Origin of the sequence: Nocardia brasiliensis, from assembly GCF_042691675.1 — a bacterium.
Lineage (GTDB): Bacteria > Actinomycetota > Actinomycetes > Mycobacteriales > Mycobacteriaceae > Nocardia > Nocardia brasiliensis_D.
The window spans coordinates 331,576-356,463 of the sequence record NZ_CP170507.1; the positions used below are offsets into that span (position 1 = coordinate 331,576).

Sequence of the window (24,888 nt, forward strand, 5' to 3'; positions counted from 1 at the left end):
GCCCGTCACCGACCGTCCCTTCCTCGCGTCCTCGGGCCACCCGCCGTCGCGCCCGTGCCGGGGAGAGGTTACTCGAGTTGCCGGTAACCGTCCGCGAACAACGCCATGACGGCGCTCGGAACGGCGGCGATCGAGCGCGAATCCGGCGGTGCGGAGAAAGGGCGGCGGTACCCGGAACGGGCCTCGGCGGACAAACTTCGGCGTCGGATTTGCCGATGGCCGGAGCGGAGGCGGGGGAACGCCTGGTACCGTCCGCGTGTCAGCAACATGATCGGTCTGCTGCTCCTCGATAATGCTCATCGGCCGATCATGTGTGCGGCCCTGATGACAGGCTCGGCGGACTGATCTGCCTGCGCTCCAGCGCGATACGCGCGGATGCCCTTGTTCCACGGCGGCCCGTCCGCATGCGAAATGCCATTGCTCCACAAGGTGCTTGCTCCACCAGTTTCGGGCTCGACAAATTTCTTAGTAGTCACGCTAGGGAAAGTGAGCGAACATGCAGATACCTTCGAAAAACAGGAGCTTTCCCAACGTTGTCGTCACCAGCCTGGCGGCGACCACCTCGATCGCCGGTGACGTCGATTCGACGTGGAAGGGCCTGCTCAACGGCGAAAGCGGCATCGACGTCCTAGAGGACAGCTTCATCGAGCAGTTCGAGCTGCCGGTCCGGATCGGCGGACATCTGAAGGTCTCGCCCACCGAGAGCCTCACCCGCGTCGAAGCGCGCACCCTGTCGTATGTGGAGCAGATGGCCACGGTGCTGAGCCGCGAAGTGTGGCGCAACGCGGGCAGCCCGGAGGTGGACAAGACCCGGCTCGGCGTCGCCATCGGCACCGGTCTCGGCGGTGGCGAGTACATCATCGACGCCAGGGACCGGATCAAAAACGGTGGCTACCGCAAGATTTCACCGCTGACCGTGCAACGGATCATGCCGAACGGGTCGGCCGCCTGCGTCGGCATCGAACTCGGCGCCGGGGCGGGCGTGGTCACGCCGGTGTCGGCCTGCTCGTCGGGCTCGGAGGCAATCGCGAACGCGTGGCAGATGATCGTGATGGGTGACGCCGACATGGTGGTCACCGGCGGTGTCGAGGGTTCCATCCAGGCGGTGCCGATCGCGGCGTTCACCATGATGCGCGCGATGAGCACCCGCAACGACGATCCCAAGAGCGCCTCGCGGCCGTTCGACAAGGACCGGGACGGCTTCGTGTTCGGTGAGGCGGGCGCGATGATGATCATCGAGACCGAGGAGCACGCCAAGGCGCGCGGCGCGACGATCCACGCGCGAATCATGGGGGCAGGCATCACCTCCGACGCCTTCCACCTGGTCGCGCCCGACCTCGAGGGCAAGGGTGCCGCGCGCGCGATGACCCGCGCGATCGAGAAGGCCGGATTGACCAAGCGCGACGTCACCCATGTGAACGCGCACGCCACCGCCACGCCGATCGGCGATACCGCTGAGGCGCAAGCGATCAAGGCGGCGGTAGGTGATCACGCCTCGGTCTACGCGCCGAAATCGGCGCTCGGGCATTCGATCGGCGCGGTCGGCGCGCTGGAGTCCGTGATCACCGTGCTGTCCGTGCGCGACGGCGTCGTCCCGCCGACGCTGAATTTGGACAACCAGGATCCGGCCATCGACCTCGACATCGTCAAGGGCCAGAGCAGGCAGGGCCGAATCGATTACGCCGTGAACAACTCGTTCGGTTTCGGCGGACACAACGTGGCGATCGCCTTCGGGCGGTACTGAGCGTCGGAAGGCTACGCACCTGCTAGCCTTCCCGACGCTTCGTTATCGACCTGTGTTCGGTGTAACTGCACGGCTGTATGCGTGCTTTGGCAAAAGGATAAGGCGATGATCGACGAGACCTTCGACGACTATTTGGACGACCAGGGCAATATCAAGATCCGCGGTGACAAGACCCTGATCGACTTCGTCGACAAGCACAGCGCGGAGAACGGCGACGACCTCGCCTACCGCTATATCGACTATTCGCGGGAACGTGACGGCGAGTATCACGAGCTCACCTGGCGGCAGTTCGGCGTGCGGCTACGGGCCGTTGCGGCCCGGCTGCAGCAGGTGACTCGACCAGGCGATCGAGTAGCGATTCTGGCCCCGCAAGGGCTCGACTATGTCGTCTCCATTTTCGCCGCCGTCTACGCGGGCAATATCGCAGTTCCACTGTTCGACCCGGAAGAGCAGGGGCACACCGACCGGCTCACCGCGGTGCTCAGCGACTGCACGCCCGCGGCGATCCTCACCGTCGGTTCCGCGGCGGGCGGTGTGCGGAACTTCTTCCGGCATCTGCCCGCGGCGCAGCGCCCGCGGATCATTGCGGTGGAAGCGATTCCGGACAGCGTCGGCGCGACCTGGGTGCGGCCGGATATCAATATCGACAGCGTCGCTTACCTGCAATACACTTCGGGCTCCACCAGAACGCCTGCGGGCGTGGAGATCACCCATCGCGCGGTCGGCACGAATCTGCTGCAGATGATCGATGCGATTGGGGTGACCGAGAATTCGCGCGGCGTCACCTGGCTGCCGCTGTTCCACGACATGGGTTTGCTGTGTGTGATCCTGCCGACCGTCGGCGGCGGATTCATCACCATCATGTCGCCGAGCGCGTTCGTTCGCCGTCCGTACCGCTGGATCAAGGAATTGGCCGCCGCCTCCGATGGAGCCGGAACCTTCGCCGCCGCACCGAATTTCGCGTTCGAGCACGCCGCGGCGCGCGGCAAGCCGAAGGCGGGCGAAGAGCTCGATCTGTCGAATGTGATCGGCCTGATCAACGGCAGCGAGCCGGTGTCGGTGTCATCGATGAAAAAGTTCAACGAGGCATTCGCCCCGTACGGGCTGCCGAAAACGGCGATCAAGCCCTGCTACGGCATGGCGGAGGCGACGTTGTTCGTCTCGGCGACCAAGGCCGAGGACGAGGCGCGGGTGGTGTATGTCGATCGCGCCCAATTGAATTCGGGCCGGATGGTCGAGGTCGAGCCGGGTACCGACAATGCGATCGCTCAGGTGTCCTGTGGCTACGTCGCGTTGTCGCAGTGGGCGACCATCGTGGATCCGGAAACCGGCGTCGAACGCCCGGACGGCGAGGTCGGCGAGATCTGGTTGCACGGTGAGAACATGGGCATCGGCTATTGGGGTAAGCCCGACGAAACCGTGGCCACCTTCCAGGCCAAACTGACCGCCCGGCAGGCGCAGGGCAGTCATGCGGAGGGGACGCCGGAGGACGCCAACTGGATGCGCACCGGCGATTACGGCGCCTACCTCGACGGCGAGCTGTACATCACCGGCCGGGTGAAGGATCTGGTGATCGTCGACGGCCGCAATCACTACCCGCAGGATCTGGAGTTCTCGGCGCAGGAATCCAGCACGGCGCTGCGGCCCGGCTTCGTCGCGGCATTCTCGGTGCCCGCCAACGAACTTCCGGCGCTGGTCTTCGAAAAAGGCAGCCATTCCGGCCTGAATTTCGATGCCGAGGACAACTCCGAGCAACTGGTGATCGTCGCCGAACGCAACACCGGCGCGGGGAAGTTGGAAACCGGGCCGGTGGCCGACACCGTGCGCGCGGCCGTTTCCCAGCGGCACGGTGTGACGGTGCGTGATGTGCTGCTGGTGCCCGCGGGTTCGATTCCGCGGACCTCCAGCGGCAAGATCGCCCGCCGGGCTTGCCGGGCCGCTTATCTTGACGGCACGCTGCGCGGCGGATATCAGCAGCAGGCATTCCCGGACGCTCCGGCGGAGCGGGAATCCGAGAGCGCGGGCGTTCGCTAGAGCTCGACCTCGTTCGAACATTCGAATTCACGGACCTCGGCGCCCACGATCTGGGCGTCGAGGTCACCGGACGTCCCGGTGCCGCGGAACTTTCCCACCGCGGCCCGGGACGTCCGGCATATGAGCCACCCTTGACCTCGAGGTTACTCGAGGTTGTTTGCTGTCGTCATGAAGGTTGTCGGGACCGAACCAACGGTGATATCCAGCACGAACGCGGACGCGGGGGTATCGGTGCGCCCGGAAAATCGGTTGGCTGATCCGGGCGATGCTGCCACCCTGAAATGTCGGACCTCGATGCGAACATCACCGAGTGTCCCGCTTCACGACACCGCAATCCACAGACCTCGAGGGGGAGCTATGTCAGTTGCACTGGACGTCGCAACGGCCGATCCGGAGGCCGACAGACCGGAGCGGCCCGCGGCGTCCGCGCCCGGCCGCCTGCAATCGCTGCGGCGTTTCTGGCCGTATGTCCGCCCACATCGGCGTGCCCTGCTCGGCGCGACGACGCTCGCGATCCTCGCCTCGCTGACGGCGATCGTCATTCCGCTGCTGCTCGCGCGGATCATCGACGGGCCGATCGCCCGGCGCGATTTCGCGGGGGTCGTCGGGCCGGTACTGCTGGTGCTGTTGCTCGGTCTGCTGGAAGCGTTCGGCGTGTGGGGGCGCCGATGGCTGGTCTCCAAACCGGCGACCGAGTTCGAGATCACCATGCGCGCCAAGATCTTTCGCAAGCTGCAGTCGCTGTCCATCGGACGGCACGACTCCTGGGAGTCTGGTCAGCTGCTCTCGCGTGCGGTCGACGATATGGCCACCATGCGCCGCTTCGTCGCGTTCGCCGGGCCGTTCCTGATCATCCACATCTTCCTGATTCCGATCGGCCTGCTGGCGCTGGTCTGGTTGAGCTGGCAGATCGGCCTGATCTTCGCGATCATCGCGATTCCGTTGACCTACATCTGCATTCGCTTCGAGCGGGAGTACTCGAAGGCGTCGCGGCGGTCCCAGGACCAGTCCGGCGACCTGGCCACCATCGCCGAAGAGTCGGCCCAGGGCGTGCGGGTGCTGAAGGCATTCGGTCGTGGCGTGTTCTTCGGCGGCCGGTTCACCGCTCAGTCGCGCGAACTCCAGCAGACCGAACTGCTCAAGGTGCGCTTGGACGCGCGGCTCTGGTCGGCGATGACCGGTCTGCCGCAGTTGGCGATCGCGTTCGCGCTCGGTTACGGCGGCTACGCGGTGGTGCACGGGTCGATGACGCTCGGCACCCTGGTCGCGGCCATCACGCTGGCGAACTTCCTGCAGTGGCCGATCATCTGGACCGGCTTCCTGCTCGCCGAGCTGAACGACGCTCGCACGGCGGGTGATCGGTACTGGGAGATCATCGATACCCCGGTCGACATCACCGACCCGGCCGATCCGGTGGAGCTGCCGGATGTGATCGTCGGCGAATTGCGCCTGGAAGGCGTCAAGTTCGCGTTCCCCGATGCGAAAGGGGAGGTGCTGCACGATGTTTCACTCAAGGTTCGGCCCGGCGAGACCGTCGCCTTGGTCGGCGCGACCGGTAGCGGAAAGACCGCGCTGCTCAACCTGATTCCCCGGCTCTACGACCTGTCCGGCGGCGTGATCACCATCGACGGCATCGACATCGCGTCCATGCGGCTCGCCGATCTGCGGTCTCTGGTTTCGGTCGCGTTCGAGGAGCCGGTGCTGTTCTCGGCGAGCGTGCGGGAGAACGTCGCACTCGGCGACCCGGCCGCCACCGACGCCGATGTGCGTCGCGCACTGGATGTCGCGCAGGCCACCGAGTTCGTCGACAACCTGCCGTGGGGACTGGACACCAGGATCGGCGAGCAGGGACTCAGCCTGTCCGGCGGTCAGCGGCAGCGGCTCGCGCTGGCCCGCGCCGTGTTGAGCGGGGCGGGGCAGGGGAGCCGCAGCCGGATCATGGTGCTCGACGACCCGCTGTCCGCGCTCGATGTGGAAACCGAGGAGCGGGTGCAGGAACGGTTGCGCACCGTGCTGGCCGGCGCGACGACGCTGCTTGTCGCACACCGGCCGTCGACGGCGGCGCTGGCCGATCGGGTCGTGGTACTGGCCGAAGGCCGGATCGTGGCCGAGGGCACACACGACCAACTGCTGCGTACCAGCAGCCGATACCGAGAACTGATGGGAGGTGAGGAGCAGTGAGCACGGAGACGGTCACGTCGAAAGACGCGGCAGTGCATGAGGATTCGGTCGTCTTGAAAAAACAGGGCGACGAGGCCGCCGATTGGCGCGGCATCGCCAGCGAGGACAAAGAGGTCACCCAGGCCGGAAACCTGGTGCTGGCCGAGCGATCCCGGCGACTGCTGCTCGACCTGGTCCGGCCGTACCGCAAGCTGGCGGCGCTCGCGCTGGTGCTGATCGTGGTGGACAACGCCGCGATGGTCTCCGCGCCGCTGTTCGTCGCGCACGGCCTCGATACCGGCATCCGCGAAGGCGGCAAAGGCAATTGGGCCCCGCTGGCCTGGACCGCCGGTGGATATCTCGCCGCGGTGCTGCTCGGCGTGGTGACCACGTTCCTGTTCCTGCGGGTGTCGGGCAAGCTGAGTCAGAGCGTGCTGTTCGACCTGCGGGTGCGATCGTTCACACACATGCAGCGGCTCGACGTCGCCTTCCACGAGAAGTACACCTCGGGCAAGGTGGTTTCGCGGCTCACCGGCGATATCGAGACGCTGCAGGAGCTGCTGGAGAGCGCGCTGAATCAGGCGCTGAGCGCGATCCTTTCGGTGCTCACCATCGCGGTGCTGCTGGTCTACCTCGATCTGACGCTGGCCGCGATCGTGCTGGTCGGCTTCGTGCCGCTGGTGTTCGTCACCCGATGGGCGCAGCGCAGGCAGCGGGCCGGTTACCGCCGCACCCGTGGCGCCATCGCGAAGGTGGTCGTGCAGTTCGTCGAGTCGATGGGCGGCATGCGCGCGGTGCAGACGTTCCGTCGTGAGCAGCGCAACGAATCGGTGCTGGCCTACGAGGACACCGAATACCAGCAGGCGACCACGACGGCCATGCGCGGCATGGGTGACTACGCGGGACTGACCAGGCTGCTCGGCAACCTGACCACGGTGATCATCATCCTGGTCGGCGCGTGGCAGGTGATCGAGGGCCATCTCGCGGTGGGTGTGCTCGCGGCATACCTGTTGTACCTCAACGAGTTCTACGGACCGCTCGACGAACTCGCCCAGGTGTTCAACTCGTACCAGTCCGCGGCCGCGGCGCTGGAGAAGATCTCCGGCGTGCTCGAGGAGGAGCCGACGGTGCGGGAACCGACCGACCCGACGCCGCTGGCGAAGGCGAGCGGTGCGGTGCTGCTGGATCGGGTCTCGTTCGGCTACGGTCCCGACCGCGAGGTGCTGCCGGAGTTCTCCTTGGACATCCCGGCCGGACAGGTGGTCGCGCTGGTCGGCGCCACCGGTGCGGGCAAGTCGACGCTGGCCAAGCTGCTGACGCGGTTCTACGACCCGACCAGTGGCACGGTCACCCTGGACGGCATCGACCTGCGCCGCATCGCCGACGCCGACCTGCGCCGCAATGTCGTGATGGTCACCCAGGAGTCCTACCTGTTCTCCGGGTCCGTCGCCGACAACATTCGGCTCGGCCGGCCGGACGCGACCGACGCGGAGGTGTTCGCGGCGGCCCGTGCGGTCGGACTGTACGACTTCGTGCAGGCGCTGCCGGAGGGCTTCGACACCGACGTGCGCAAGCGCGGCGGCCGGTTGTCCGCCGGCCAGCGGCAGCTGGTCGCGTTCGCCCGGGTCTTCCTGGCGGACCCGGCGGTGATCGTGCTGGACGAGGCCACCTCCAGCCTGGATATCCCGAGCGAACGGCTGATCCAGCAGGCCCTGGAAACGGTGCTGCGCGGCCGCACCGCCGTGATCATCGCGCACCGGCTGTCCACCGTGGCCATCGCCGACCGGGTGCTGGTCCTGGAATCCGGGCGCGTCGTGGAGGACGGCACGCCGGCCGAGCTGATCGCGGGCACCGGGCGGTTCGCCACCCTGCACGCGGCGTGGCGGGAGTCCCTGGTGTGATGCGGGCTGGTGTGGTGCGGCCAACAGCTCGGTGTCGCTTACGGTAGATACGTGACGACCCCAGCCCCCGAGAGCCAAGCCTCTGGCCCCGAGACGCCACCGGCCTCCCGTTGGCCGGCGATTCTCACCTGGCGCGCGCACAACGCGTCGCGGATGGAGTCGGTGCGCGTGACCCTCAACGGCAATCGCATCCGCGCCGCCGGTCGGATGATCGGCGGCGCGTGCGACGACCATCCGGCGTTCAGCGCGTCCTACGACCTGGTCACCGACGAGAGCGGCGCCACCAAGCGCCTCTCGCTGCGCACCACCACGGCCGCGGGCGAGCGGCACGCGTCCATCGCCAGGGACGAGGAGAACTACTGGCTCGTCGACGCGGGCGGCAGCCACGTGCGCTCCACCTTCGCCGGTGCGCTCGATGTCGACGTGGTGCTCAGCCCGTTCTTCAACACGCTGCCGATCCGTCGGTTCGATCTGCAGCACGCGGTGCACGACGTCCAGGTCCCGGTCGTCTACGTGCGCCTGCCCGACCTGCTGGTCCAGGAGGCGAGTCTGACCTACAGCAGCGCCGCCGACGGCATCAGCGTGCTGTCCCCGGTCTCCAGCGCCACCGTCACGGTCGACGCGGACGGTTTCCTGCTCGACTACCCGGGCCTCGCCGAACGTATTTGACATTCGGTATACCCGCCATTTTGGTGAGCTGACCCTCGGCATTCCGGCGAATACCGAATCGGGCCGCGACGTCCCGACTGGAACCGGGCGTCCGCCGGGATGGCCAGTCGGGCGTGGTAATCAGTTCAAGCTGGTGATAACCCCGCCGCGCCTGCCCGCGTCCCGCAAGTTCACCAGCCAATTGTGGTCGCCGGGGCGGATATCGGTGATTTTCCATCGTTGCGCGGTTTCATAGCGTTCACGGGCATCGTGTCCGGCTTCCACGAGATCGGCGAGGGAATTGTCCGCGCGCAGGCTGTCGCGGGCGGCGCCGAGCACGGTGAGCGTTTCCTCGAGCACCGCCAACAGTGCGGCGGAATTCGGTTCACAAATGGCGCGGACCAGATCGGGCGCGGTGGCGGCGACCCGGGTGCCGTCGCGGAACGAACCCGCCGCCAGTCCGAGTGCCAGTTCACCGCCCGCCGCCCCCGCCGCCGCCAGCGCCTCGGCCAGCACATGCGGCAGGTGCGAGATCCGGGCCACCGCGCGGTCGTGCTCGTCCGCGACCACCGGGACGACCACCGAGCCGCAGTCCAGAGCCAGCCGCACCACCCTGGTCCACGGGTCGACATGGGTGCCCTCGTCCACTCCGACCGCCCACACCGCGTCGCGGAACAAGCCGGAATCGGTGGCGGCCCATCCGGATTCGGCGGTGCCCGCCATCGGATGCCCGCCCACGTAGCGGGCCGACAGACCTTGCGCGCGCACGGCGGCGGCGACCGGCGCTTTCACACTGACCACATCGGTCAGCACGCAGTCCGGCGCGAACGTGGCAATGGACGCGAGTAGATGCTCGACCGCGGGCATCGGCACCGCGAGGACGATCAGCGCGTCGGCTTCGGCGGCCCGTGCCAGTGCGGCGGGCAGGTCTTCGGTGACATCGAAACCGTCGGCTCTCGCGGCTTTCGCCCCGGCGGCCGAGCGGTTGAAACCCCAGGCGGCATAGCCGGCGGCGACGGCGGCGCGCAGCAGGGAACCGCCGATCAAGCCTGTTCCGAGGACGCACACGGGCGCTTTCGCAGCAGAAGTCACCCGAACAGATTCGCATACGACTTCAACATTTCCGCTCGCACAGACTACCGTTGCGGCCATGGCAGCACAGCGCTCGGGCACGAATAGGGCGGCGTCGGATGATTACGACGACGTAGAAGGGTTCGCAGTGGCGGTTGTCCGCGAAGAGGGCAAATGGCGGTGCAGCCCACTGAGCCAGGCCGCGCTCACGGATTTGTCCGCGGCGGAAAACGAACTGAAGGCTTTGCGCAGCTCGGGCGCCGTGTTCGGGCTGCTGGACATCGACGACGAGTTCTTCATCGTGGTCCGGCCCGCGCCGAGCGGCACCCGGATGCTGGTATCGGACGCGACCGCCGCCATTGATTACGACATCGCCGCGGACGTACTCGACGCCCTGAATGTGGAAATCCCGGACATCGATCCCGACGAGCTCGACGACATCGAGCCATGGGAGGAAGGCGACCTCGGGGTGCTCGCCGACCTCGGCCTGCCCGAGCCGGTGCTGAGCGTCATCCTCGCCGAGACCGACCTTTACCCGGACGAGCAGCTCGGCATGATCGCCCAACGCCTCGGCTTCGCCGACGAACTATCGGCGGTGCTGGACAAGCTGCCCCGCTGACGTGGACGGCCCGTCCCTCCCGTCGGACACCGACATGGTGCGCGCCGCGATCGCCGCGGCCGCCGCGGCGGACCCACGCGACGTTCCGGTCGGCGCCGTCGTATTCGACGCCGACGGTAGGGAACTCGCGCGCGCCGCGAACGCGCGAGAAGCCCTCGGCGATCCCACCGCGCACGCCGAAGTGCTCGCCCTCCGCCGCGCCGCCGAGGTCAACGGTGACGGCTGGCGGCTGGAAGGCGCCACCCTCGCGGTAACTCTGGAACCCTGCACCATGTGTGCGGGCGCCCTGGTCCTGGCCCGGGTATCGCGGCTGGTCTTCGGCGCCTGGGAACCCAAGACCGGTGCCGTCGGCTCCCTGTGGGACGTAGTCCGCGACCGCCGCCTCAACCACCGTCCCCAAGTTCGCGGCGGCATCCTGGAAGCCGACTGCGCCGCCCTGCTCGACGCCTTTTTCCGCACCCAGCGCTGACCTCCCGACACCCTCCGCGCCCGATTTCGTGCGTCAAGTCACACCACATCCGCAGCTCCCCTGGGGATTTAGCGATCGGGCAGCGTTCCGGTATGGTTGTCGGCGGTGGCGTGTCCGAGCGGCCTAAGGAGCACGCCTCGAAAGCGTGTGAGGGGTAACCCCCCTCCGAGGGTTCAAATCCCTCCGCCACCGCTCTAGCCCCTCACCTGTCACAGGTGAGGGGCTTTATCTTTGTCCCTATCCCAGGCGTGGGCAGGAGCTGCCGGTGTCGAATCCGGTGCCTACGACTTCGACGGGGATGTAGGCCTGCGAGGTGTACCGGCCGGGGATGCTCTGGATGGCGATGAGGTTTTGCGGGCCGATTCGGGTGGGTGTCCAGGTGGTGGTGACGGTGTTGTTCGCCGGGTGGTGGACGGCCTCGCCGGGGATCCGTTCGCCATTGCCGGGGATGACGCCGCCCGCGAGCATGAAGAACACCGAGCCAGGCGGGACCTCCGCATCGGTGACCGTCGCGGTCACCTGGTAACGGCAGCCGGTCAGCAAGCCGTCCGGGCCGACTGCGACACTGACATCGGTCACGTCGGCGTGCGCCGGGGCGCCGGACAGGGCGACTGTGACGGTCATGGCCGCGAAGGCCGCGGCGCTGGCAACGGCGCGGGAGAAAGCCCTGCTCATCGTGCTACCTCCTTGATTGGAATTTCACGATGTCCTCGGTATTCACACTGACCCATTCCAACAGCCCATGCAATTGCTCCGCCACTTCCGTACCCATCGGCGTGAGCGCGTAGGAGACCTTCGGCGGGGTGGTCGGCTCCACGGTGCGCTCGGTGAGGCCGTAGCCGGTGAAGGTGCGGAGATTCTGGGACAGCATCTTCTCGCTGATGCCACCGATCCGGTCACGCAGCACATGGAATCGCATCGGCCCATCGCGCAGGGACGCCAGAATCAGGACGCCCCAACGACTGGTCAGCTTGTCGAGGACGGTGCGAGCCGGGCAATCACTGTCGAATACGTCACGTCCGGGGGCGGTCGACGACCCATTGGCCTCGAAACCTACTTCCACGTCCTGAGCTTACTTCTAGGTAGGGCCTTACTTGAAGTTAGCTCCATTCGTATGGTGAGCCCATGGTTGAACCAAACAGGATTCTGGTGATCGGGGCGACCGGTCACGTTGGCGGACAAGTGGTTTCGCAGCTCACGACTACCGGGGTGGCGGTCCGCGCGCTCGTCCGCAAGCCCGCTGCGGCATCGCTGCCCGCCGGGGTGGAGGTCGTGCCCGGCGACCTATCCGTGCCGGACACCCTGACCCGTGCGCTCGAAGGAGTGGACGCGGTATATCTGACCTGGCCGATGTTGTCCGCCGACATAGCGACCGCTGCGGTGAAAGCGATTGCGGGACAAGCGAGCCGCATCGTCCTGTTGTCCTCCGGCGCGGTCCGCGACGACGTCGACGAGCAGGACAATCCGATCGGCCGAGCGCACGCGATCATCGAACGGCCGATCGTGGAGTCCGGACTGGAATGGACCTTCCTGCGACCCCATAGTTTCGCGACCAACACTTTGGAATGGGCACCGCAGATCCGCGCGGGCAATGTGGTGCGCGGGGTATACGGAGCGGCATCGATGACCCTGCTGCACGAGGCCGACATCGCCGCGGTCGCCGTGCGCGCACTGACGAGCGAGGGGCACGCCGGGGCACGCTACGAGCTGACCGGGTCGGCGTCGCTGACTCGAGTCGAGCAGGTAACGGCCATCGGCCGGGCATTGGGGCGTCCACTGGAATGGGAGGAGATAACGCCGGAGCAGGCCAAGCAGTACATGGGCTGGGTCCCGCCGGAGTACGCGGACTTCGTGCTCGCTGGACTGGCGGCGATGGTCGACGCGCCTGGCCAGCCGACGTCGACGGTGCGGGATGTCACCGGCTCACCCGCCCGCAGTTACGCCGAATGGGCAACCGACCACGCCGCGGACTTTCGCTGACGACAACTGTCGGCCAGTCGTCAAACGCCACGAGAGAAAAGCCGAACCGGTGGCGGAACCTTGTAACCGGCGGCCTTGATGAATCGCGCGCTGACCCGTGCGTCCCTACTCTCCAGCGGGTCGGCGCCGACGGTGTTCATCAGCCGATTGATCACATTGAACGTGGTGCCCACCCAGACGGCCTCGTCGAACGCCTCGGCGGAAACTCCCGCGTGCCGGATCTTGTCGGCGTCGCCGGTGGTGAGGCCGTCGGGGTCGCGGGTCATCTTCCGGAGGAAGTCGAGCATCGCCTGCGCCTCGGGACGCAGCGGCGAAACATCCCCGTCCGCCAATGCCAGTCGCACGACATTGATGTCCGTGTACACGCCCGCTATCGCATGATGGGCCGACGCGCAGAACGGGCATTCGTTCGCCTGCGAGGTGGCGGTAGCGAAGATCTCGCGTTCGGCCACCGTCCAGAACGAAGGCCCGCGCATGGCCTGTTGGATGAGTTCGGACAGCGGTGACCCGAAGAAGCGGTGCCGATAGAACAGCACCTTCAGTACCGCGGGAACCTCCATCCGGCTGAACAGCTCCATCGTGCGGAGCACCACCCGGGTCGGCCGATCATGGCCGGATTCGATTGCGCCGATCCACATTTCAGTGTCCTTCCCACGCGCGGCGGGCGGCGCGCAGGCGCCGGTCGGCCGCGCCGTAAGCCGCGACGACGGCCGCCTCGAAGATCTGGTCATCGCTGTGACCCGCCGCCGACAACGCGGCGATGGTCTCCTCGGTGACCCGGTACGAACGCTCCGCGACCAGGTCGGTGAAGGCGGCCAGCTCAGCGGGGATGCCGTCAGTGCCCGCGGAATCGGCTGTCTGCCTACGGATCTGCCGCCGCACCTCGGCGGGCAACTGCCCTGGCGCGGACTCGACATGCTCGCCGAACGCCTGCCATTTCTCGTTCATCGACTGCCGTCCCATCGACCCATTGTCGCTGATCGAGGTCCCCGCCGCGCGCTATCGGAAGAGTAAGGACGCCAGCCTCATTCGTGCTTCGGGTCTTCGGGCCGCAGCACGACGGTGCGCCGTTCCAGGTCGACGCCGACCAGCGGCGGCGCCCCCTCCGCTTCCTCGTCGCGCAGCATCGACACCGACTTGCGCAGTACCGACGCCATGGCATTCGAACGGATCGGACGCGCTCCGATGTTCCCTGCGTCACAGACAGGCCGTCGTCGCGTCCCGCCGCGGACATCGCCGAGATGGTTCCGCCCTGGTCGGGGCCGCGTAGGTCGCGCCACGGCCGCGGCCGGTCCACGCCGACGAGCAATAGTTCGGCTGGAGCGGATATTTCGGCGAAACCAGGGTATACGCCCGATAGCTATGTGCGGGAAGGACGTGATGTGCCCATGCGCCGTCGAACAGTCCGCTCGAGACCGATGAGCGAGAGAAATATGAGAATCGGAAGCATTATTGTCCTGGTGTGGTTGCTGATCGGCGTTGTCGCCGCGGCACAGCGCGACTACTTCGATAGCGGCCCGGTGAACTGCGCCGGGTTCGGCACCATCGCGGTCACCGTGATCGCGGGCCCGCTCAACTACATGGGAGTGAACCCCAAGGTCGCGGATTGTAATGTGCCGCAACCAAGTCCGTAGGCAACGGCAACGGTGAGCACGGACTGCGCACCGGCGCAGCCCATTCGATGACCTCGCACCTGGCGACGGGTGCGAGGTCCGTCGTCTGTCGGCGGCACGCAAGCAGGACCCAAGTTCGGGCACCGGTCAATGAGGTTGCTCAGCGGGTGCCGACGCACGATGAAGAATGCCAATTCCGCTCAACTCGCATAGCTGATCCAAGGTCGCCAGCCCCCGTCCAGCCCGTTGGGATAACTCGTGTCCATACGGGTATTCGCAGGTAAGGAGCACGGAAGGGAGCGATGACATGCGCGACCACGAAATACGCGACCGCGATATTCGCGGACGAGCAGGGCGCCACACCGGCACCAGGCTTGTCAGTTTGCTGCTACTTGTCTGGCTGGCCATCGGCATGCTCGCCGCCGGTCAGCGCCACTATTTCGACAGCAGCCCGACGAACTGCGCGGGTTGGGGCACGATCGCCGTCACGGCGATCGCCGGTCCGCTCAACTACATGGGTGTGAACCCGAAAATCGACGACTGCACGTTGCCGCAGCCGAGTCAGTAATAACCGACAACTCGCCCCCACCCGGCACACCGGGCGGGCGCGAGTGCTCCGCGATCAGCCGACGTCGGCGGGTTGTTTCGCACCGCCGGGGGTCGGCTGCCCGCGCAACGCGAACAGCTTGGCACCCTCCACATCGATATCCGGCACGATCTTGTCCAGCCACGTCGGCATCCACCACGCCCACTTGCCCATCAGCGCGAGCAGCGACGGGATCAGCAGCATCCGCACCAGGAAGGCGTCGAACAGCACGCCGGCCGCCAGCGCGAAACCCATCATCTTCGCGGTCACGTCCGACTCCAGCAGGAACGAGCCGAACACCGAGATCATGATGATCGCCGCCGAGGTGACGACCCGGGCGCCATGGTGATAACCGCTGATCATCGCCTCCTTCGGCGGCTTGCCGTGCACGTATTCCTCGCGCATGCGGGTTACCAGGAACACCTGGTAGTCCATGGCGAGGCCGAATACCAACCCGATCAACATGATCGGCAGGAAGCTGACGATCGCCCGCGGATCCTGGATCAGCCCGAGCTTGCCCTCCTGGAAGATCAGCACCGTCGCACCGAAGGTGGCCGCCATCGAGAGCAGGAAGCCGAGTGCGCCGGTGAGCGGCACCAGGATGGATCGGAAGACCAGGATGAGCAGCACGAACGCGGCGCCCGCCACGATGGCCATGTACGGCACGATCTTGCTGAGCAGCACATGGTCGATGTCGGCGTAGATCGCGGTGGTGCCGGTGATGCCGTATTTCATCCCGTACTGCGCGTCGAGCCGACCCTCGGCGTCGCGGGCGTCGCGGACCAAGTCCTTGGTGGACTGATCGTTCGGGCCCGACTTCGGCACGCCGTTGATGACGGCGCCGAGGCCGTCCTGGCTCAGCCGCGGTTGGGTCACGTAGTCCATATCCGGATAGGACGCGAGCTCGTCGCGCAGCGAGTTCAGTGCCGGGGTGCGCTGGTCGGCCGCCACCGCGCTGAGATCGACGGCAACCTGGAGGACGCCGTTGCTGCCCTCGCCGAATCCGGCCGTGCGCAGCTCGTAGGCCTTCCGGACGGTGGAGGTCTTCGGCATGCTGTCCTCGCCGGGCAGGCCGAGGTTCATCTTGGCCGCGGGCAGGGCGAGCAGGCCGAGCACGACCACACTGAGGATCAGCGCGACGGCGGGCGCCTTGCCGATCACCTGGGCGACCCGCATGCCATTGGTGACCGAGTTGTCGTCCTCCGGGTCGTGCTGGGCGATGACCGGCAGCTTCGGCTTGAACAGGAACCGCCCGAACGCACCGAGCAGCGCGGGCATCAGCGTGATCGCGGTGAGCACCGCGAACGCCGCGGCAACCGCACCACCGAGACCCATGAAGGTCAGGAAGCGCACACCGACGATGCTCAGCCCGACCAGCGCGATGATCACGGTCAACCCGGCGAACACCACCGCCGATCCCGCGGTGCCGAGCGCGGTACCCGCCGCCTCGTCCGGTGAATCCTGCACCGCCAGTTCGTGTTTGTAACGCGAGACGATGAACAGCGCGTAGTCGATGGACAGCGCGATGCCGATCATCGAGGCGAGGAACGTGGTGAAGCTGGGGATGGAAAGGAACGACGTACCGAGGAAGATCAGCGAGGTGGCCGCGCTCAGCCCGATGATCGCGGTGACGATCGGAACGAACGCGGCGACGATCGCGCCGAACGCCACGATCATCACCACCAGCGCGACGCCCATGCCGATCATCTCGGACTTACCGCTCGGCGCCTGCTGCTCCATCGCGATCGTGCCGCTCAGCTCCACCGTCAAACCCGCGCTTCGCGCCTGGTCGGCCACGTCATAGGCGGCCTTGCGGTCATCGGCGGTGACCGCGGTGAATTCCTTGATGGTGAACGGCACGCTGAAGAACGCGACCGTGTCCGGCTCGGTCTTGTTGAGTACGTTCAGTGGTGCGCCGCTGCACTTGGAGGCGTCCGGGTCGGGGACGAGGCAGCCCATCTCCTCGGTCGCCGTGACCGGGTTGGTGATCGGCTTGGCGTGGTCGACGATGTCCAACTGGCCGAGTCGCCCGATCAGCGCGTCGATCGCCTGCCGGTTGACCGGGTCGGTGAGTTTCTGTCCAGCGGGCGCGCCGACCACGTAGGTCCCGGTGACGGCGTCGAATTTGAACGCCTCGGACATGCCGGGGAAGTGCTGGTCGAGGATCTGCGTCGCGCGCTCCGATGGCAGGTTGGGCATGCTGAAGTCGTCGCTCATCGGCTCCTTCAACTGGGTTCCCAACCCGCCCAGCACCAGGAACAGGACGATCCAGATGGGCAGCACTAGCCACTTGTGGCGGAAGGCGAACTTTCCCCACCGGTATAGATACACGGACACAGGGTTCTCCTCGCGGTGATCGGGTCGTGCCGGATCGGATCGAGCGACAAACGCGTGCGGGCCGACTGCGCCCGCCGGGGAACTACCTAACTGGAGAGGCCGAACTTCTTCTGAGTCTGCTGTGGACGGCCGACAAGATCAAGAACCGGTCGCGGATACGACTCGGCCCCGCACCCGGAAATCGAGTGCGGGGCCGGGCCGAGTACGTCAGGCGATCAGCTGACGCCGACCGGCTCCTTCACCGTGTCCGCCGACCGCTGCTGCAGTTCACGCAGCTTCGTGCCTTCGACGTCGATGTCGGGCAGGATCCGGTCCAGCCACCGCGGAATCCACCAGGACCACTTGCCCATCAGCACCAGCAGCGACGGGATCAGGATCATCCGGACCAGGAACGCGTCGAACAGCACACCGGCTGCCAGCGCGAAGCCGAACGACTTCGCGGTCACGTCGGTCTCCAGCAGGAACGAGCCGAAGACCGAGATCATGATGACCGCCGCCGACGTCACCACCCGGGCGCCGTGGTGATAACCGGCCACCACCGCTTCCTTCGGTGACTTGCCCTTGACGAACTCCTCGCGCATCCGGGTCACCAGGAACACCTGGTAATCCATCGCGAGGCCGAACACCAAGCCGATCAACATGATCGGCATGAAGCTGACCAGCGGATGCGGGTCCTCGATCAACCCGAACTTGCCCTCCTGGAAGATCAGCACCGTCGCACCGAAGGTGGCCGCCATGGAGAGTAGGAAGCCGAGCGCCGCCGTCAGCGGCACCAGGATCGAGCGGAATACCAGGATCAGCAGCAGGAACGCGGCACCGGCGACGATCGCCAGATAGGGCACGATCTTGCCGAGCAGCACGTTGTCGACATCGGCATAGATCGCGGTGGTTCCGGTGATGCCGTACTTCATGCCGAACTCGGCGTTGAGCTGGCCTTCCGCGTCGCGGGCGTCGCTGACCAGGTCCTTGGTGGCCTGGTTGTTCGGACCGGACTTCGGCACGCCGTCGAGCAGCACGCCCTGCCTGTCCTCGCTCCACTGCGGCTCTGTCACGTAGTCCATGCCCGGGTAGGCGGAGAGCTTGTCGCGCAGCGCCTTGACCGCGTTGTCCCGGATCTCCACCGGCACCTCGGACAGGTCGGCCGCCACGTTCAGCACGCCGTTGCTGCCCTCACCGAAGCCCTCGGTGCGCAGCTCGTAGGCCTTGCGGATGGTGGAGGTCTTCGGCTGACTGTCGTCACCGGGCAGGCCGAGATTCAGCCCGGCCGCGGGTGCGGCGAGCGCACCGAGCACCGCGACGCTGAGCACCAAGGCAACCCACGGCGCCTTGCCGATCAACCGGCCGAAGCGCATGCCGTTGGTGACCGAGTTGTCGTCCTCCGGGTCGTGCTGGGCGATGACCGGCAGCTTCGGCTTGAACAGGAACCGCCCGAACGCACCGAGCAGCGCGGGCATCAGCGTGATCGCGGTGAGCACCGCGAACCCGGCGGCGATCGCGCCGCCCAGACCCATGAAGGTCATGAACTGCACGCCGACGATGCTGAGCCCGGCGAGGGCGATGATCACGGTCAACCCGGCGAACACCACCGCGGACCCGGCCGTGCCGAGCGCGGAGCCGGCCGCTTCCTCGGGTGAATCCTGTACTGCCAGTTCGTGTTTGTATCGCGAGACGATGAACAGCGCGTAGTCGATGGACAGCGCGATGCCGATCATCGAGGCGAGGAACGTGGTGAAGCTCGGCACCTCGATCACCGAGGTACCCAACATGATCAACGAGGTGGCCGCGCCGAGGCCGACGATCGCGGTGACGATCGGGACGAAGGCGGCGACGATCGCGCCGAACGCCACGATCATCACGATGAGTGCGACGCCCATGCCGATCATCTCGGACTTACCGCTCGGCGCCTGCTGCTCCATCGCGATGGAGCCGCTCATCTCGACGGTCAGGCCCGCATTGCGCGCGTCGGCGGCTACCGCGTAGGCCGCGTCGCGGTGCTCGTCGGTGACGTCGGTGAATTTCTTGATGCTGAACGGCACGTTCATCACCGCCACCGAGTCGGGCACGGTCTTGCTGAGCACGTTCAGCGGTGCGCCACTGCACTGGGTGGGGTCGGGGTTGGTCAGGCAGCCCATCTTCTCGGCCGCCTCGACCGGGTTCATGATCGGCTTGCTGTGATCGACGATGTCGAGCTCACCGAGTTTGGCGATGAACGCGTCGAGCGCCGTCCGGTTCGCCGGGTCGGTGAGTTTCTGGCCGTCCGGCGCACCGATCACATAGGTGCCGGTGACGGCGTCGAACTTGAACGCTTCGGAAGCGCCCGGAAAGTGCTTGTCGAGAATGTCGTTGGCGCGTGCGGATGGCAGATCCGGCATGCTGAAGTCGTTGGTCATCGGCTTGCTGAGCTGCGCACCGAGACCGCCGAGGATCAGGAACAGGACCAGCCAGACGGGGAGCACCAGCCATTTTCTGCGGAAAGCGAACTTCCCCCATCTGTACAGATAAACGGACACGAAAGTTCTCCTAGCGGTGCTGGGGCGTGCTGATTCAGGCCGTAGACAGCACTCGCGGGGTGCCCTGCCGTCCCCGCCTCCACATGACGCTTTCTGCCTACCGTGCGGTAGGTAGACTATCCGAGGTCTAAGTGGAGGTACAACCTCAATTTTGCTGGCACCGTTAGCTCGGCGCACGAATGGTGAGAGGATCGTCCGATGGCCGTCCGTTCTGCCCCAGACACCGTTGCCGCTGGTCGGGGGACAAAACTCGCGATCCGCGACGCCGCGGTGAAGCTGTTCGGCGCCAAGGGATTCGAGCAGACCAGCCTGCGCGAGGTCGCAGATGCGGTAGGGATCACAAAGGCATCGCTCTACTATCACTACGCGTCGAAGATCGACCTGCTGCACGCGATCATTGATCCGATCATCGATCACCTGCGTTCGGTGGTCGACGATCTCGATCAGGTGCCGCATGACGCGGACGGCATTCGAGAGGTGCTGCGCGCCTATCTTCGCGGGATGGTGCACCACCGGGACGCGGGCGCGCTGGTGCTGCGCGACACGGTGGCGATCGTCAACGCGATGGCCGATCGGCATCCCGATCTCGTCGACGACGATCAGACCTTGCGCGAATGGCTGGCCGGGCCGGACGCCACCGATGAGGCCAAACTCCGGGCAAGCGCGGCGCTGGCGATGCTCGGCGTCGCCTTGATGTCCAAAGAGTTCGCACCGGGCGCCGATGACGCGCTGGTCGAATCCACGCTGCTCGATGCGGCGACCTGCGTGCTGACTCCGGGCGGTACCGCGTAGATTGCAGCTACTCGACGGACCAACCGGAAACGCCAGGAGACGCTGTGCACATCACCGCGAAGGTCGACTACGCGGTGCGGACGCTGCTCGAGATCGCCCGCGCACCGCGGCTGAATCAGGCCCCGATCGGCCTCGGCCCCGTGGCCCAGGCGGCGCCCGTGGTCAAGGCGGACGCTATCGCAACCGCGCAGCGAATCCCGCCCAAGGTACTGGAGACGGTGCTCGGCGACCTGCGCCGCGCCGATCTGGTGATCAGCAGGCGCGGTCCCGACGGTGGCTACTGGCTGGCCCGCCCGGCCGCCGAGATCTCCATCGCCGATGTGATCAGGGCGATCGAAGGCCCGCTCGCGTCGGTGCGCGGCGAGCGGCCCGAGGACGTGACCTATCCGGGTGCGGCCGAATCCCTGCAGCGTGTCTGGATCGCCTTACGGGTGAATATTCGCGCGGTACTGGAAAACGTGTCGATCGACGACGTCGCCGGCGATCGGCTGCCCGAGTTCGTCGACGCGCTCACTAATGATCCGGGTGCGTGGGCGCGGAGAGAACGTCCGTCGAATTAGCCGACGGCGTCCGCTGAATCGGACAAAGCGCCCGTTCGGCCAGCCACCGGGGCGCTGAATTGATCGCAGGCGGCTGGATAAGCGCGGCGTCCAGAGGCCGTTGATGCAGGTCAGGAATCTGCGCGACGTATGTCACTGTTTGCCGGTAGCCTGCGATTCATCATGCTGATTCGACTACTGCGCACCTATCTGATCCCCTACCGCGCCCAGTTGGCGGGGGTCGTTGTGCTGCAGTTGATCTCGGTGATCGCCATGCTCTATCTGCCGAGCCTCAACGCCGATCTCATCGACAACGGCGTCACCAAGGGCGATATCGGCTATATCTGGAGCACCGGTTTGCGGATGCTCGTGGTCACCGGCGTGCAGATCGTCGCCTCGGCCTGCTCGGTCTATCTCGGCGCGCAGGCGGCGATGGGCGCGGGCCGCGATATGCGTGGCGCGCTGCTGCATCGGGTCGGCACGTTCTCCGCGCGTGAGGTCGGCATGTTCGGCGCGCCGTCGCTGATCACCCGCAACACCAACGACATCCAGCAGGTGCAGTTGCTGATCGTGATGTCCGCGACGATCCTGGTGATGGCGCCGATCATGTGCGTCGGCGGCATCATCATGGCGTTGCGCGAGGACCTCGGCCTGTCCTGGCTGCTGCTGATCGCGGTGCCCGCGCTCGGGCTGTCGATGGGTTTCATCATCAGCAAGATGGTGCCCGGGTTCCGGGATATGCAGACCCGGATCGACGAGGTGAACCGGGTGCTGCGCGAGCAGATCACCGGCATCCGCGTCGTGCGGGCCTTCGTCCGGGAACGCCAGGAGACCTGGCGCTTCGGCGTCGCCAACTCGGAGCTGACCGATACCGCGCTGCGCGTCGGCCGGTTGATGGCGCTGATGTTCCCGCTGGTCATGCTGATCAGCAATGTCACCGCGGTCGCGGTGATCTGGTTCGGCGGGCACGCCGTCGACGCGGGCACCATGCAGATCGGTTCGCTGACCGCGATGCTGTCCTACATCATGCAGATCCTGATGGCCGTGATGATGGCCTCGTTCCTGGCGATGATGGCCCCGCGCGCCGCGGTCTCCGCCGACCGGATCGGCGAGGTGCTGGCGACCGAGTCGTCGGTCGTGCCGCCGAAGCTGCCACAGCCGTTCAAGGGCGACCCGGCCGAGGTGGACTTCCAGTTCGCCGAGTTCGCTTTCCCCGGCGCCGAGAAGCCGGTGCTGAAAGCCATCCGGTTCCAGGTGAAACCGGGCACGACCACCGCGATCGTCGGCTCCACCGGTGCGGGCAAGACCACGCTGCTCAACCTCGTTCCACGGCTGATGGACGTCACCGACGGCGCGGTCTACCTCGGCGGCACCGATATTCGGCACATCGACCTCGAACTGCTGCGCGCGCAGATCGGCCTGATCCCGCAGAAGGCGTATCTGTTCTCCGGGACGGTGGCCAGCAACCTGCGCTACGGCAATCCGGACGCCACCGACGAGGAACTGTGGCGCTGGCTGGAAGTCGCGCAGGCCGCCGACTTCGTGCGCGAGATGCCGCAGGGCTTGGAAACCCCGGTTGCCCAGGGCGGCACCACCGTCTCCGGCGGCCAGCGCCAGCGGCTCGCCATCGCGCGGGCCCTGGTGAAGCAGCCGCGGGTCTACCTGTTCGACGACTCGTTCTCCGCGCTCGACGTGGCGACCGATGCCCGATTGCGTGACGCACTGCGCCCGGTGACCAGAGAGGCCGCCGTCATCATTGTGGCGCAACGGATCACCACCATCCGCGACGCCGACCAGATCGTGGTGCTGGAAGACGGCGAGATGGCCGGCGTCGGCACTCACGAGCAGCTGATGCGCGACTGTAAGGAATACCAAGAGATCGTCTCGTCCCAGCTGAGCGCGGAGGAAGTGCGATGAGGCCCGGAATGCCGGCTCCCGGTGCGCCGGACGCCAAGCCGAAGTCGTTCGTCCCGTCGCTGAAGCGACTGCTGCGCAGGCTCGCACCGGAGCGGAAGTTCGTCTGGCTCGTCGTGCTGCTGGCCATCGGCTCCGTCGTGCTGAACACGCTCGGTCCGTACCTGCTGGGCAAGGCGACCAATATCGTGTTCGACGGTGTGGTCGGCAAGCAGCTGAACTTCCCGCCGGGGACCACCAAGGAACAAGCGGTCGAGTACCTGCGGTCCAAGGGCGACAACACCTTCGCCGACATGCTCAGCGCGATGAACGTCGTGCCGGGCGTCGGCGTCGACTTCGGCGCCGTCGGCCGGGTGCTGCTGCTGGTGCTCGCGCTGTACGTCGGCGCCTCGCTCTTCGGCTGGTTGCAGGGCTACCTGCTCAACCTGGTGATCAACCGGACGGTCAAACGGCTGCGCAGCGACATCGAGGACAAGATCCATCGACTACCGTTGCGCTACTTCGATTCCCAGCCGCGCGGTGACGTGCTGAGCCGGGTCACCAACGATGTCGACAATGTGTCGCAGAGCCTGCAGCAGACGATGAGCCAGCTGATCGTCTCGGTGTTCTCGGTGCTCGGCATCCTGGTGATGATGTTCTGGATCTCGCCACTGCTCGCGCTGATCGCCCTGCTCACCGTGCCCGCGGCCATCGGGGTGACCGCGTTGATCGCCAAGCGCTCCAAGCCGCATTTCGTGGACCAGTGGAAATACACCGGTCTGGTGAACGCGCAGGTCGAGGAGGCCTACACCGGGCACGAGATCGTCACCGCGTTCGGCCGCAACCGCGAGGTCGGCCAGGAGTTCGACAAGCGCAACGAGCAGCTGTACCAGTCGAGCTTCAAGGCGCAATTCATCTCCGGCCTGATCATGCCCGCGATCATGTTCCTCGGGAACGTGAACTTCGTGCTGGTGGCGCTGGTCGGTGGCCTCCGGGTGGCGACCGGTCAGCTCTCGCTCGGCGAGGTGCAGGCCTTCATCCAGTACTCGCGCCAGTTCAGTCAGCCGCTCACCCAGATCGGCGCGATGGCCAACCTGCTGCAGTCCGGTGTCGCCTCGGCCGAGCGGATCTTCGAGATCCTCGACGCCGAGGAACAGCGCCCGGATCCGATCATGGCCGACACCCGCCCCGTCGACCGCGGGAAGGTCGAGTTCGAAGGCATCTCCTTCCGCTACGAGCCGGAGCAGCCGGTGATCGAGCGGTTGTCGCTGATCGCCGAGCCGGGTCACGTGGTCGCCATTGTCGGCCCGACCGGTGCGGGCAAGACCACGCTGGTCAATCTGCTGATGCGGTTCTACGAATTGGATTCCGGCACCATCACCATCGACGGTGTGGACATCACTCAGATCACCCGAGACCACCTGCGTTCCCGCATCGGCATGGTGTTGCAGGACACCTGGCTGTTCAAGGGAACCATTCGGGAGAACATCGCCTACGGCAACCCGAACGCGAGCGAAGAGGAGGTTCTCGCCGCCGCCAAGGCCGCCTACGTGGACCGCTTCGTGCACGCGCTGCCCGACGGCTACGACACGGTCATCGATGAGGAGGGCTCCGGGGTCAGCGCGGGCGAGAAGCAGCTGATCACCATTGCCAGGGCGTTCCTGGCGAAGCCGTCCATCCTGATCCTGGACGAGGCGACCAGCTCGGTGGACACCCGCACCGAATTGTTGGTGCAGCACGCGACCGCGGCCCTGCGCCGCGACCGCACCAGCTTCGTCATCGCACACCGCCTGTCCACCATCCGCGACGCCGACCTGATCGTCGTCATGGAGCAGGGTCGCATCGTCGAACACGGCACCCACGAACGCCTGCTCGAAGAGCGCGGTGCCTACTACCGCCTGTACAACGCGCAATTCGCGGCGGCGGCCGCCGTCGACGTGTAGCCCGGTCGCTCGAGTCCGCCCGCTGGTACTCGAGGCGGAAGGCCGGAGG

Annotated in this window: 22 protein-coding genes and 1 tRNA gene; 15 read left to right on the forward strand and 8 right to left on the reverse strand. The window is 66.4% G+C overall.

All coding sequences use genetic code 11. From position 1 onward, the window contains the following. The first annotated feature begins 496 nt into the window (after nucleotides 1-496). From ACFK0J_RS01725 to ACFK0J_RS01745, 5 genes are all read left to right on the forward strand, one after another. Nucleotides 497-1,744 (forward strand): KasA/KasB family beta-ketoacyl-ACP synthase, encoded by a 1,248-nt coding sequence (locus ACFK0J_RS01725; protein WP_378735887.1) that lies wholly within the window; start codon nucleotides 497-499, stop codon nucleotides 1,742-1,744. Nucleotides 1,745-1,849: 105 nt separating this feature from the next. After that, entirely contained in the window at nucleotides 1,850-3,778 is a 1,929-nt protein-coding gene (fadD32, locus tag ACFK0J_RS01730; protein WP_378735889.1) for a long-chain-fatty-acid--AMP ligase FadD32, read from the forward strand. Between the two features lie 357 nt (nucleotides 3,779-4,135). Further along, entirely contained in the window at nucleotides 4,136-5,959 is a 1,824-nt protein-coding gene (locus ACFK0J_RS01735) for an ABC transporter ATP-binding protein (protein ID WP_378735891.1), read from the forward strand. 32 nt (nucleotides 5,960-5,991) lie between these two features. Further along, complete coding sequence (locus tag ACFK0J_RS01740; protein WP_378743394.1) at nucleotides 5,992-7,839, forward strand: ABC transporter ATP-binding protein; 1,848 nt, start codon at nucleotides 5,992-5,994, stop codon at nucleotides 7,837-7,839. A gap of 51 nt (nucleotides 7,840-7,890) precedes the next feature. Next, the gene (locus ACFK0J_RS01745; RefSeq protein WP_107653662.1) at nucleotides 7,891-8,508 is read left to right on the forward strand and encodes a putative glycolipid-binding domain-containing protein; all 618 of its coding nucleotides are present in this window, start codon (nucleotides 7,891-7,893) and stop codon (nucleotides 8,506-8,508) included. A 120-nt stretch (nucleotides 8,509-8,628) separates the two neighbouring features. On the opposite strand, the gene ACFK0J_RS01750 is transcribed toward ACFK0J_RS01745, so the two are convergent. After that, the gene (locus tag ACFK0J_RS01750) at nucleotides 8,629-9,579 is read right to left on the reverse strand and encodes a prephenate dehydrogenase (protein ID WP_378735894.1); all 951 of its coding nucleotides are present in this window, start codon (nucleotides 9,577-9,579) and stop codon (nucleotides 8,629-8,631) included. 58 nt (nucleotides 9,580-9,637) lie between these two features. On the opposite strand from ACFK0J_RS01750, the gene ACFK0J_RS01755 reads away from it, so the two are divergent. From ACFK0J_RS01755 to ACFK0J_RS01765, 3 genes are all read left to right on the forward strand, one after another. Continuing rightward, a complete protein-coding gene (locus ACFK0J_RS01755) occupies nucleotides 9,638-10,177 on the forward strand; it encodes a tRNA adenosine deaminase-associated protein (protein WP_378735896.1) in 540 nt (179 codons plus the stop codon). Nucleotides 10,178-10,211: 34 nt separating this feature from the next. Further along, nucleotides 10,212-10,646 (forward strand): nucleoside deaminase, encoded by a 435-nt coding sequence (locus tag ACFK0J_RS01760; protein ID WP_378743396.1) that lies wholly within the window; start codon nucleotides 10,212-10,214, stop codon nucleotides 10,644-10,646. A gap of 104 nt (nucleotides 10,647-10,750) precedes the next feature. Next, nucleotides 10,751-10,838: transfer RNA gene (locus tag ACFK0J_RS01765), tRNA-Ser, on the forward strand. Between the two features lie 45 nt (nucleotides 10,839-10,883). On the opposite strand, the gene ACFK0J_RS01770 is transcribed toward ACFK0J_RS01765, so the two are convergent. Next, nucleotides 10,884-11,321: a hypothetical protein gene (locus ACFK0J_RS01770; RefSeq protein WP_378735898.1), complete on the reverse strand. Its 438-nt coding sequence runs from the start codon at nucleotides 11,319-11,321 to the stop codon at nucleotides 10,884-10,886. A gap of 4 nt (nucleotides 11,322-11,325) precedes the next feature. Beyond that, the gene (locus tag ACFK0J_RS01775) at nucleotides 11,326-11,709 is read right to left on the reverse strand and encodes a winged helix-turn-helix transcriptional regulator (RefSeq protein WP_378735900.1); all 384 of its coding nucleotides are present in this window, start codon (nucleotides 11,707-11,709) and stop codon (nucleotides 11,326-11,328) included. Nucleotides 11,710-11,771: 62 nt separating this feature from the next. Between ACFK0J_RS01775 and ACFK0J_RS01780 the strand changes: the two genes are divergently transcribed. Beyond that, complete coding sequence (locus ACFK0J_RS01780) at nucleotides 11,772-12,626, forward strand: NAD(P)H-binding protein (RefSeq protein WP_378735902.1); 855 nt, start codon at nucleotides 11,772-11,774, stop codon at nucleotides 12,624-12,626. A gap of 20 nt (nucleotides 12,627-12,646) precedes the next feature. Here the strand turns inward: ACFK0J_RS01780 and ACFK0J_RS01785 are convergent, their stop codons facing one another. The 3 genes from ACFK0J_RS01785 to ACFK0J_RS01795 all read right to left on the reverse strand — a co-directional run bounded on the left by ACFK0J_RS01785 (nucleotide 12,647) and on the right by ACFK0J_RS01795 (nucleotide 13,783). Continuing rightward, the gene (locus tag ACFK0J_RS01785) at nucleotides 12,647-13,264 is read right to left on the reverse strand and encodes a carboxymuconolactone decarboxylase family protein (protein WP_378735904.1); all 618 of its coding nucleotides are present in this window, start codon (nucleotides 13,262-13,264) and stop codon (nucleotides 12,647-12,649) included. 1 nt (nucleotide 13,265) lies between these two features. Next, a complete protein-coding gene (locus ACFK0J_RS01790; protein WP_378735905.1) occupies nucleotides 13,266-13,589 on the reverse strand; it encodes a hypothetical protein in 324 nt (107 codons plus the stop codon). A 62-nt stretch (nucleotides 13,590-13,651) separates the two neighbouring features. Next, the gene (locus tag ACFK0J_RS01795) at nucleotides 13,652-13,783 is read right to left on the reverse strand and encodes a DUF6191 domain-containing protein (protein WP_378735908.1); all 132 of its coding nucleotides are present in this window, start codon (nucleotides 13,781-13,783) and stop codon (nucleotides 13,652-13,654) included. A 276-nt stretch (nucleotides 13,784-14,059) separates the two neighbouring features. On the opposite strand from ACFK0J_RS01795, the gene ACFK0J_RS01800 reads away from it, so the two are divergent. Further along, entirely contained in the window at nucleotides 14,060-14,260 is a 201-nt protein-coding gene (locus ACFK0J_RS01800) for a hypothetical protein (protein ID WP_218472680.1), read from the forward strand. Between the two features lie 286 nt (nucleotides 14,261-14,546). Beyond that, complete coding sequence (locus tag ACFK0J_RS01805; protein ID WP_378743413.1) at nucleotides 14,547-14,807, forward strand: hypothetical protein; 261 nt, start codon at nucleotides 14,547-14,549, stop codon at nucleotides 14,805-14,807. A 54-nt stretch (nucleotides 14,808-14,861) separates the two neighbouring features. On the opposite strand, the gene ACFK0J_RS01810 is transcribed toward ACFK0J_RS01805, so the two are convergent. Then, nucleotides 14,862-17,162: an MMPL family transporter gene (locus tag ACFK0J_RS01810; protein ID WP_378735910.1), complete on the reverse strand. Its 2,301-nt coding sequence runs from the start codon at nucleotides 17,160-17,162 to the stop codon at nucleotides 14,862-14,864. Between the two features lie 215 nt (nucleotides 17,163-17,377). After that, nucleotides 17,378-19,672, reverse strand: coding sequence for an MMPL family transporter (locus ACFK0J_RS01815; RefSeq protein ID WP_378735912.1), 2,295 nt, complete (start codon nucleotides 19,670-19,672; stop codon nucleotides 17,378-17,380). Between the two features lie 198 nt (nucleotides 19,673-19,870). Here ACFK0J_RS01815 and ACFK0J_RS01820 point away from each other — a divergent pair, with 198 nt between their 5' ends. The 4 genes from ACFK0J_RS01820 (at nucleotide 19,871) to ACFK0J_RS01835 (ending at nucleotide 24,839) form a co-directional block, all read left to right on the forward strand. Next, nucleotides 19,871-20,464, forward strand: a complete 594-nt coding sequence (locus ACFK0J_RS01820; protein WP_378735914.1) for a TetR/AcrR family transcriptional regulator — start codon at nucleotides 19,871-19,873, stop codon at nucleotides 20,462-20,464. Nucleotides 20,465-20,508: 44 nt separating this feature from the next. Then, on the forward strand, nucleotides 20,509-21,024 hold the full coding sequence (locus tag ACFK0J_RS01825) for an RrF2 family transcriptional regulator (RefSeq protein ID WP_378735916.1): 516 nt from the start codon (nucleotides 20,509-20,511) through the stop codon (nucleotides 21,022-21,024). A 162-nt stretch (nucleotides 21,025-21,186) separates the two neighbouring features. Further along, nucleotides 21,187-22,920, forward strand: a complete 1,734-nt coding sequence (locus tag ACFK0J_RS01830; protein WP_378735918.1) for an ABC transporter ATP-binding protein — start codon at nucleotides 21,187-21,189, stop codon at nucleotides 22,918-22,920. Continuing rightward, a complete protein-coding gene (locus tag ACFK0J_RS01835; protein ID WP_378735920.1) occupies nucleotides 22,917-24,839 on the forward strand; it encodes an ABC transporter ATP-binding protein in 1,923 nt (640 codons plus the stop codon). The genes ACFK0J_RS01830 and ACFK0J_RS01835 overlap by 4 nt, the downstream gene beginning before the upstream one ends. Nucleotides 24,840-24,888: the final 49 nt, after the last annotated feature.

Excerpts from the sequence above, each read along its gene's own strand:
- ACFK0J_RS01725 (WP_378735887.1), top strand. The coding sequence starts at position 497 with ATGCAGATACCTTCGAAAAACAGGAGCTTTCCCAACGTTGTCGTCACC.
- fadD32 (WP_378735889.1), top strand. The coding sequence starts at position 1,850 with ATGATCGACGAGACCTTCGACGACTATTTGGACGACCAGGGCAATATC.
- ACFK0J_RS01735 (WP_378735891.1), top strand. The coding sequence starts at position 4,136 with ATGTCAGTTGCACTGGACGTCGCAACGGCCGATCCGGAGGCCGACAGA.
- ACFK0J_RS01755 (WP_378735896.1), top strand. The coding sequence starts at position 9,638 with ATGGCAGCACAGCGCTCGGGCACGAATAGGGCGGCGTCGGATGATTAC.
- ACFK0J_RS01760 (WP_378743396.1), top strand. The coding sequence starts at position 10,212 with ATGGTGCGCGCCGCGATCGCCGCGGCCGCCGCGGCGGACCCACGCGAC.
- ACFK0J_RS01770 (WP_378735898.1), bottom strand. The coding sequence starts at position 11,321 with ATGAGCAGGGCTTTCTCCCGCGCCGTTGCCAGCGCCGCGGCCTTCGCG.
- ACFK0J_RS01780 (WP_378735902.1), top strand. The coding sequence starts at position 11,772 with ATGGTTGAACCAAACAGGATTCTGGTGATCGGGGCGACCGGTCACGTT.
- ACFK0J_RS01785 (WP_378735904.1), bottom strand. The coding sequence starts at position 13,264 with ATGTGGATCGGCGCAATCGAATCCGGCCATGATCGGCCGACCCGGGTG.
- ACFK0J_RS01790 (WP_378735905.1), bottom strand. The coding sequence starts at position 13,589 with ATGGGACGGCAGTCGATGAACGAGAAATGGCAGGCGTTCGGCGAGCAT.
- ACFK0J_RS01795 (WP_378735908.1), bottom strand. The coding sequence starts at position 13,783 with ATGGCGTCGGTACTGCGCAAGTCGGTGTCGATGCTGCGCGACGAGGAA.
- ACFK0J_RS01800 (WP_218472680.1), top strand. The coding sequence starts at position 14,060 with ATGAGAATCGGAAGCATTATTGTCCTGGTGTGGTTGCTGATCGGCGTT.
- ACFK0J_RS01805 (WP_378743413.1), top strand. The coding sequence starts at position 14,547 with ATGCGCGACCACGAAATACGCGACCGCGATATTCGCGGACGAGCAGGG.
- ACFK0J_RS01820 (WP_378735914.1), top strand. The coding sequence starts at position 19,871 with ATGGCCGTCCGTTCTGCCCCAGACACCGTTGCCGCTGGTCGGGGGACA.
- ACFK0J_RS01830 (WP_378735918.1), top strand. The coding sequence starts at position 21,187 with ATGCTGATTCGACTACTGCGCACCTATCTGATCCCCTACCGCGCCCAG.
- ACFK0J_RS01835 (WP_378735920.1), top strand. The coding sequence starts at position 22,917 with ATGAGGCCCGGAATGCCGGCTCCCGGTGCGCCGGACGCCAAGCCGAAG.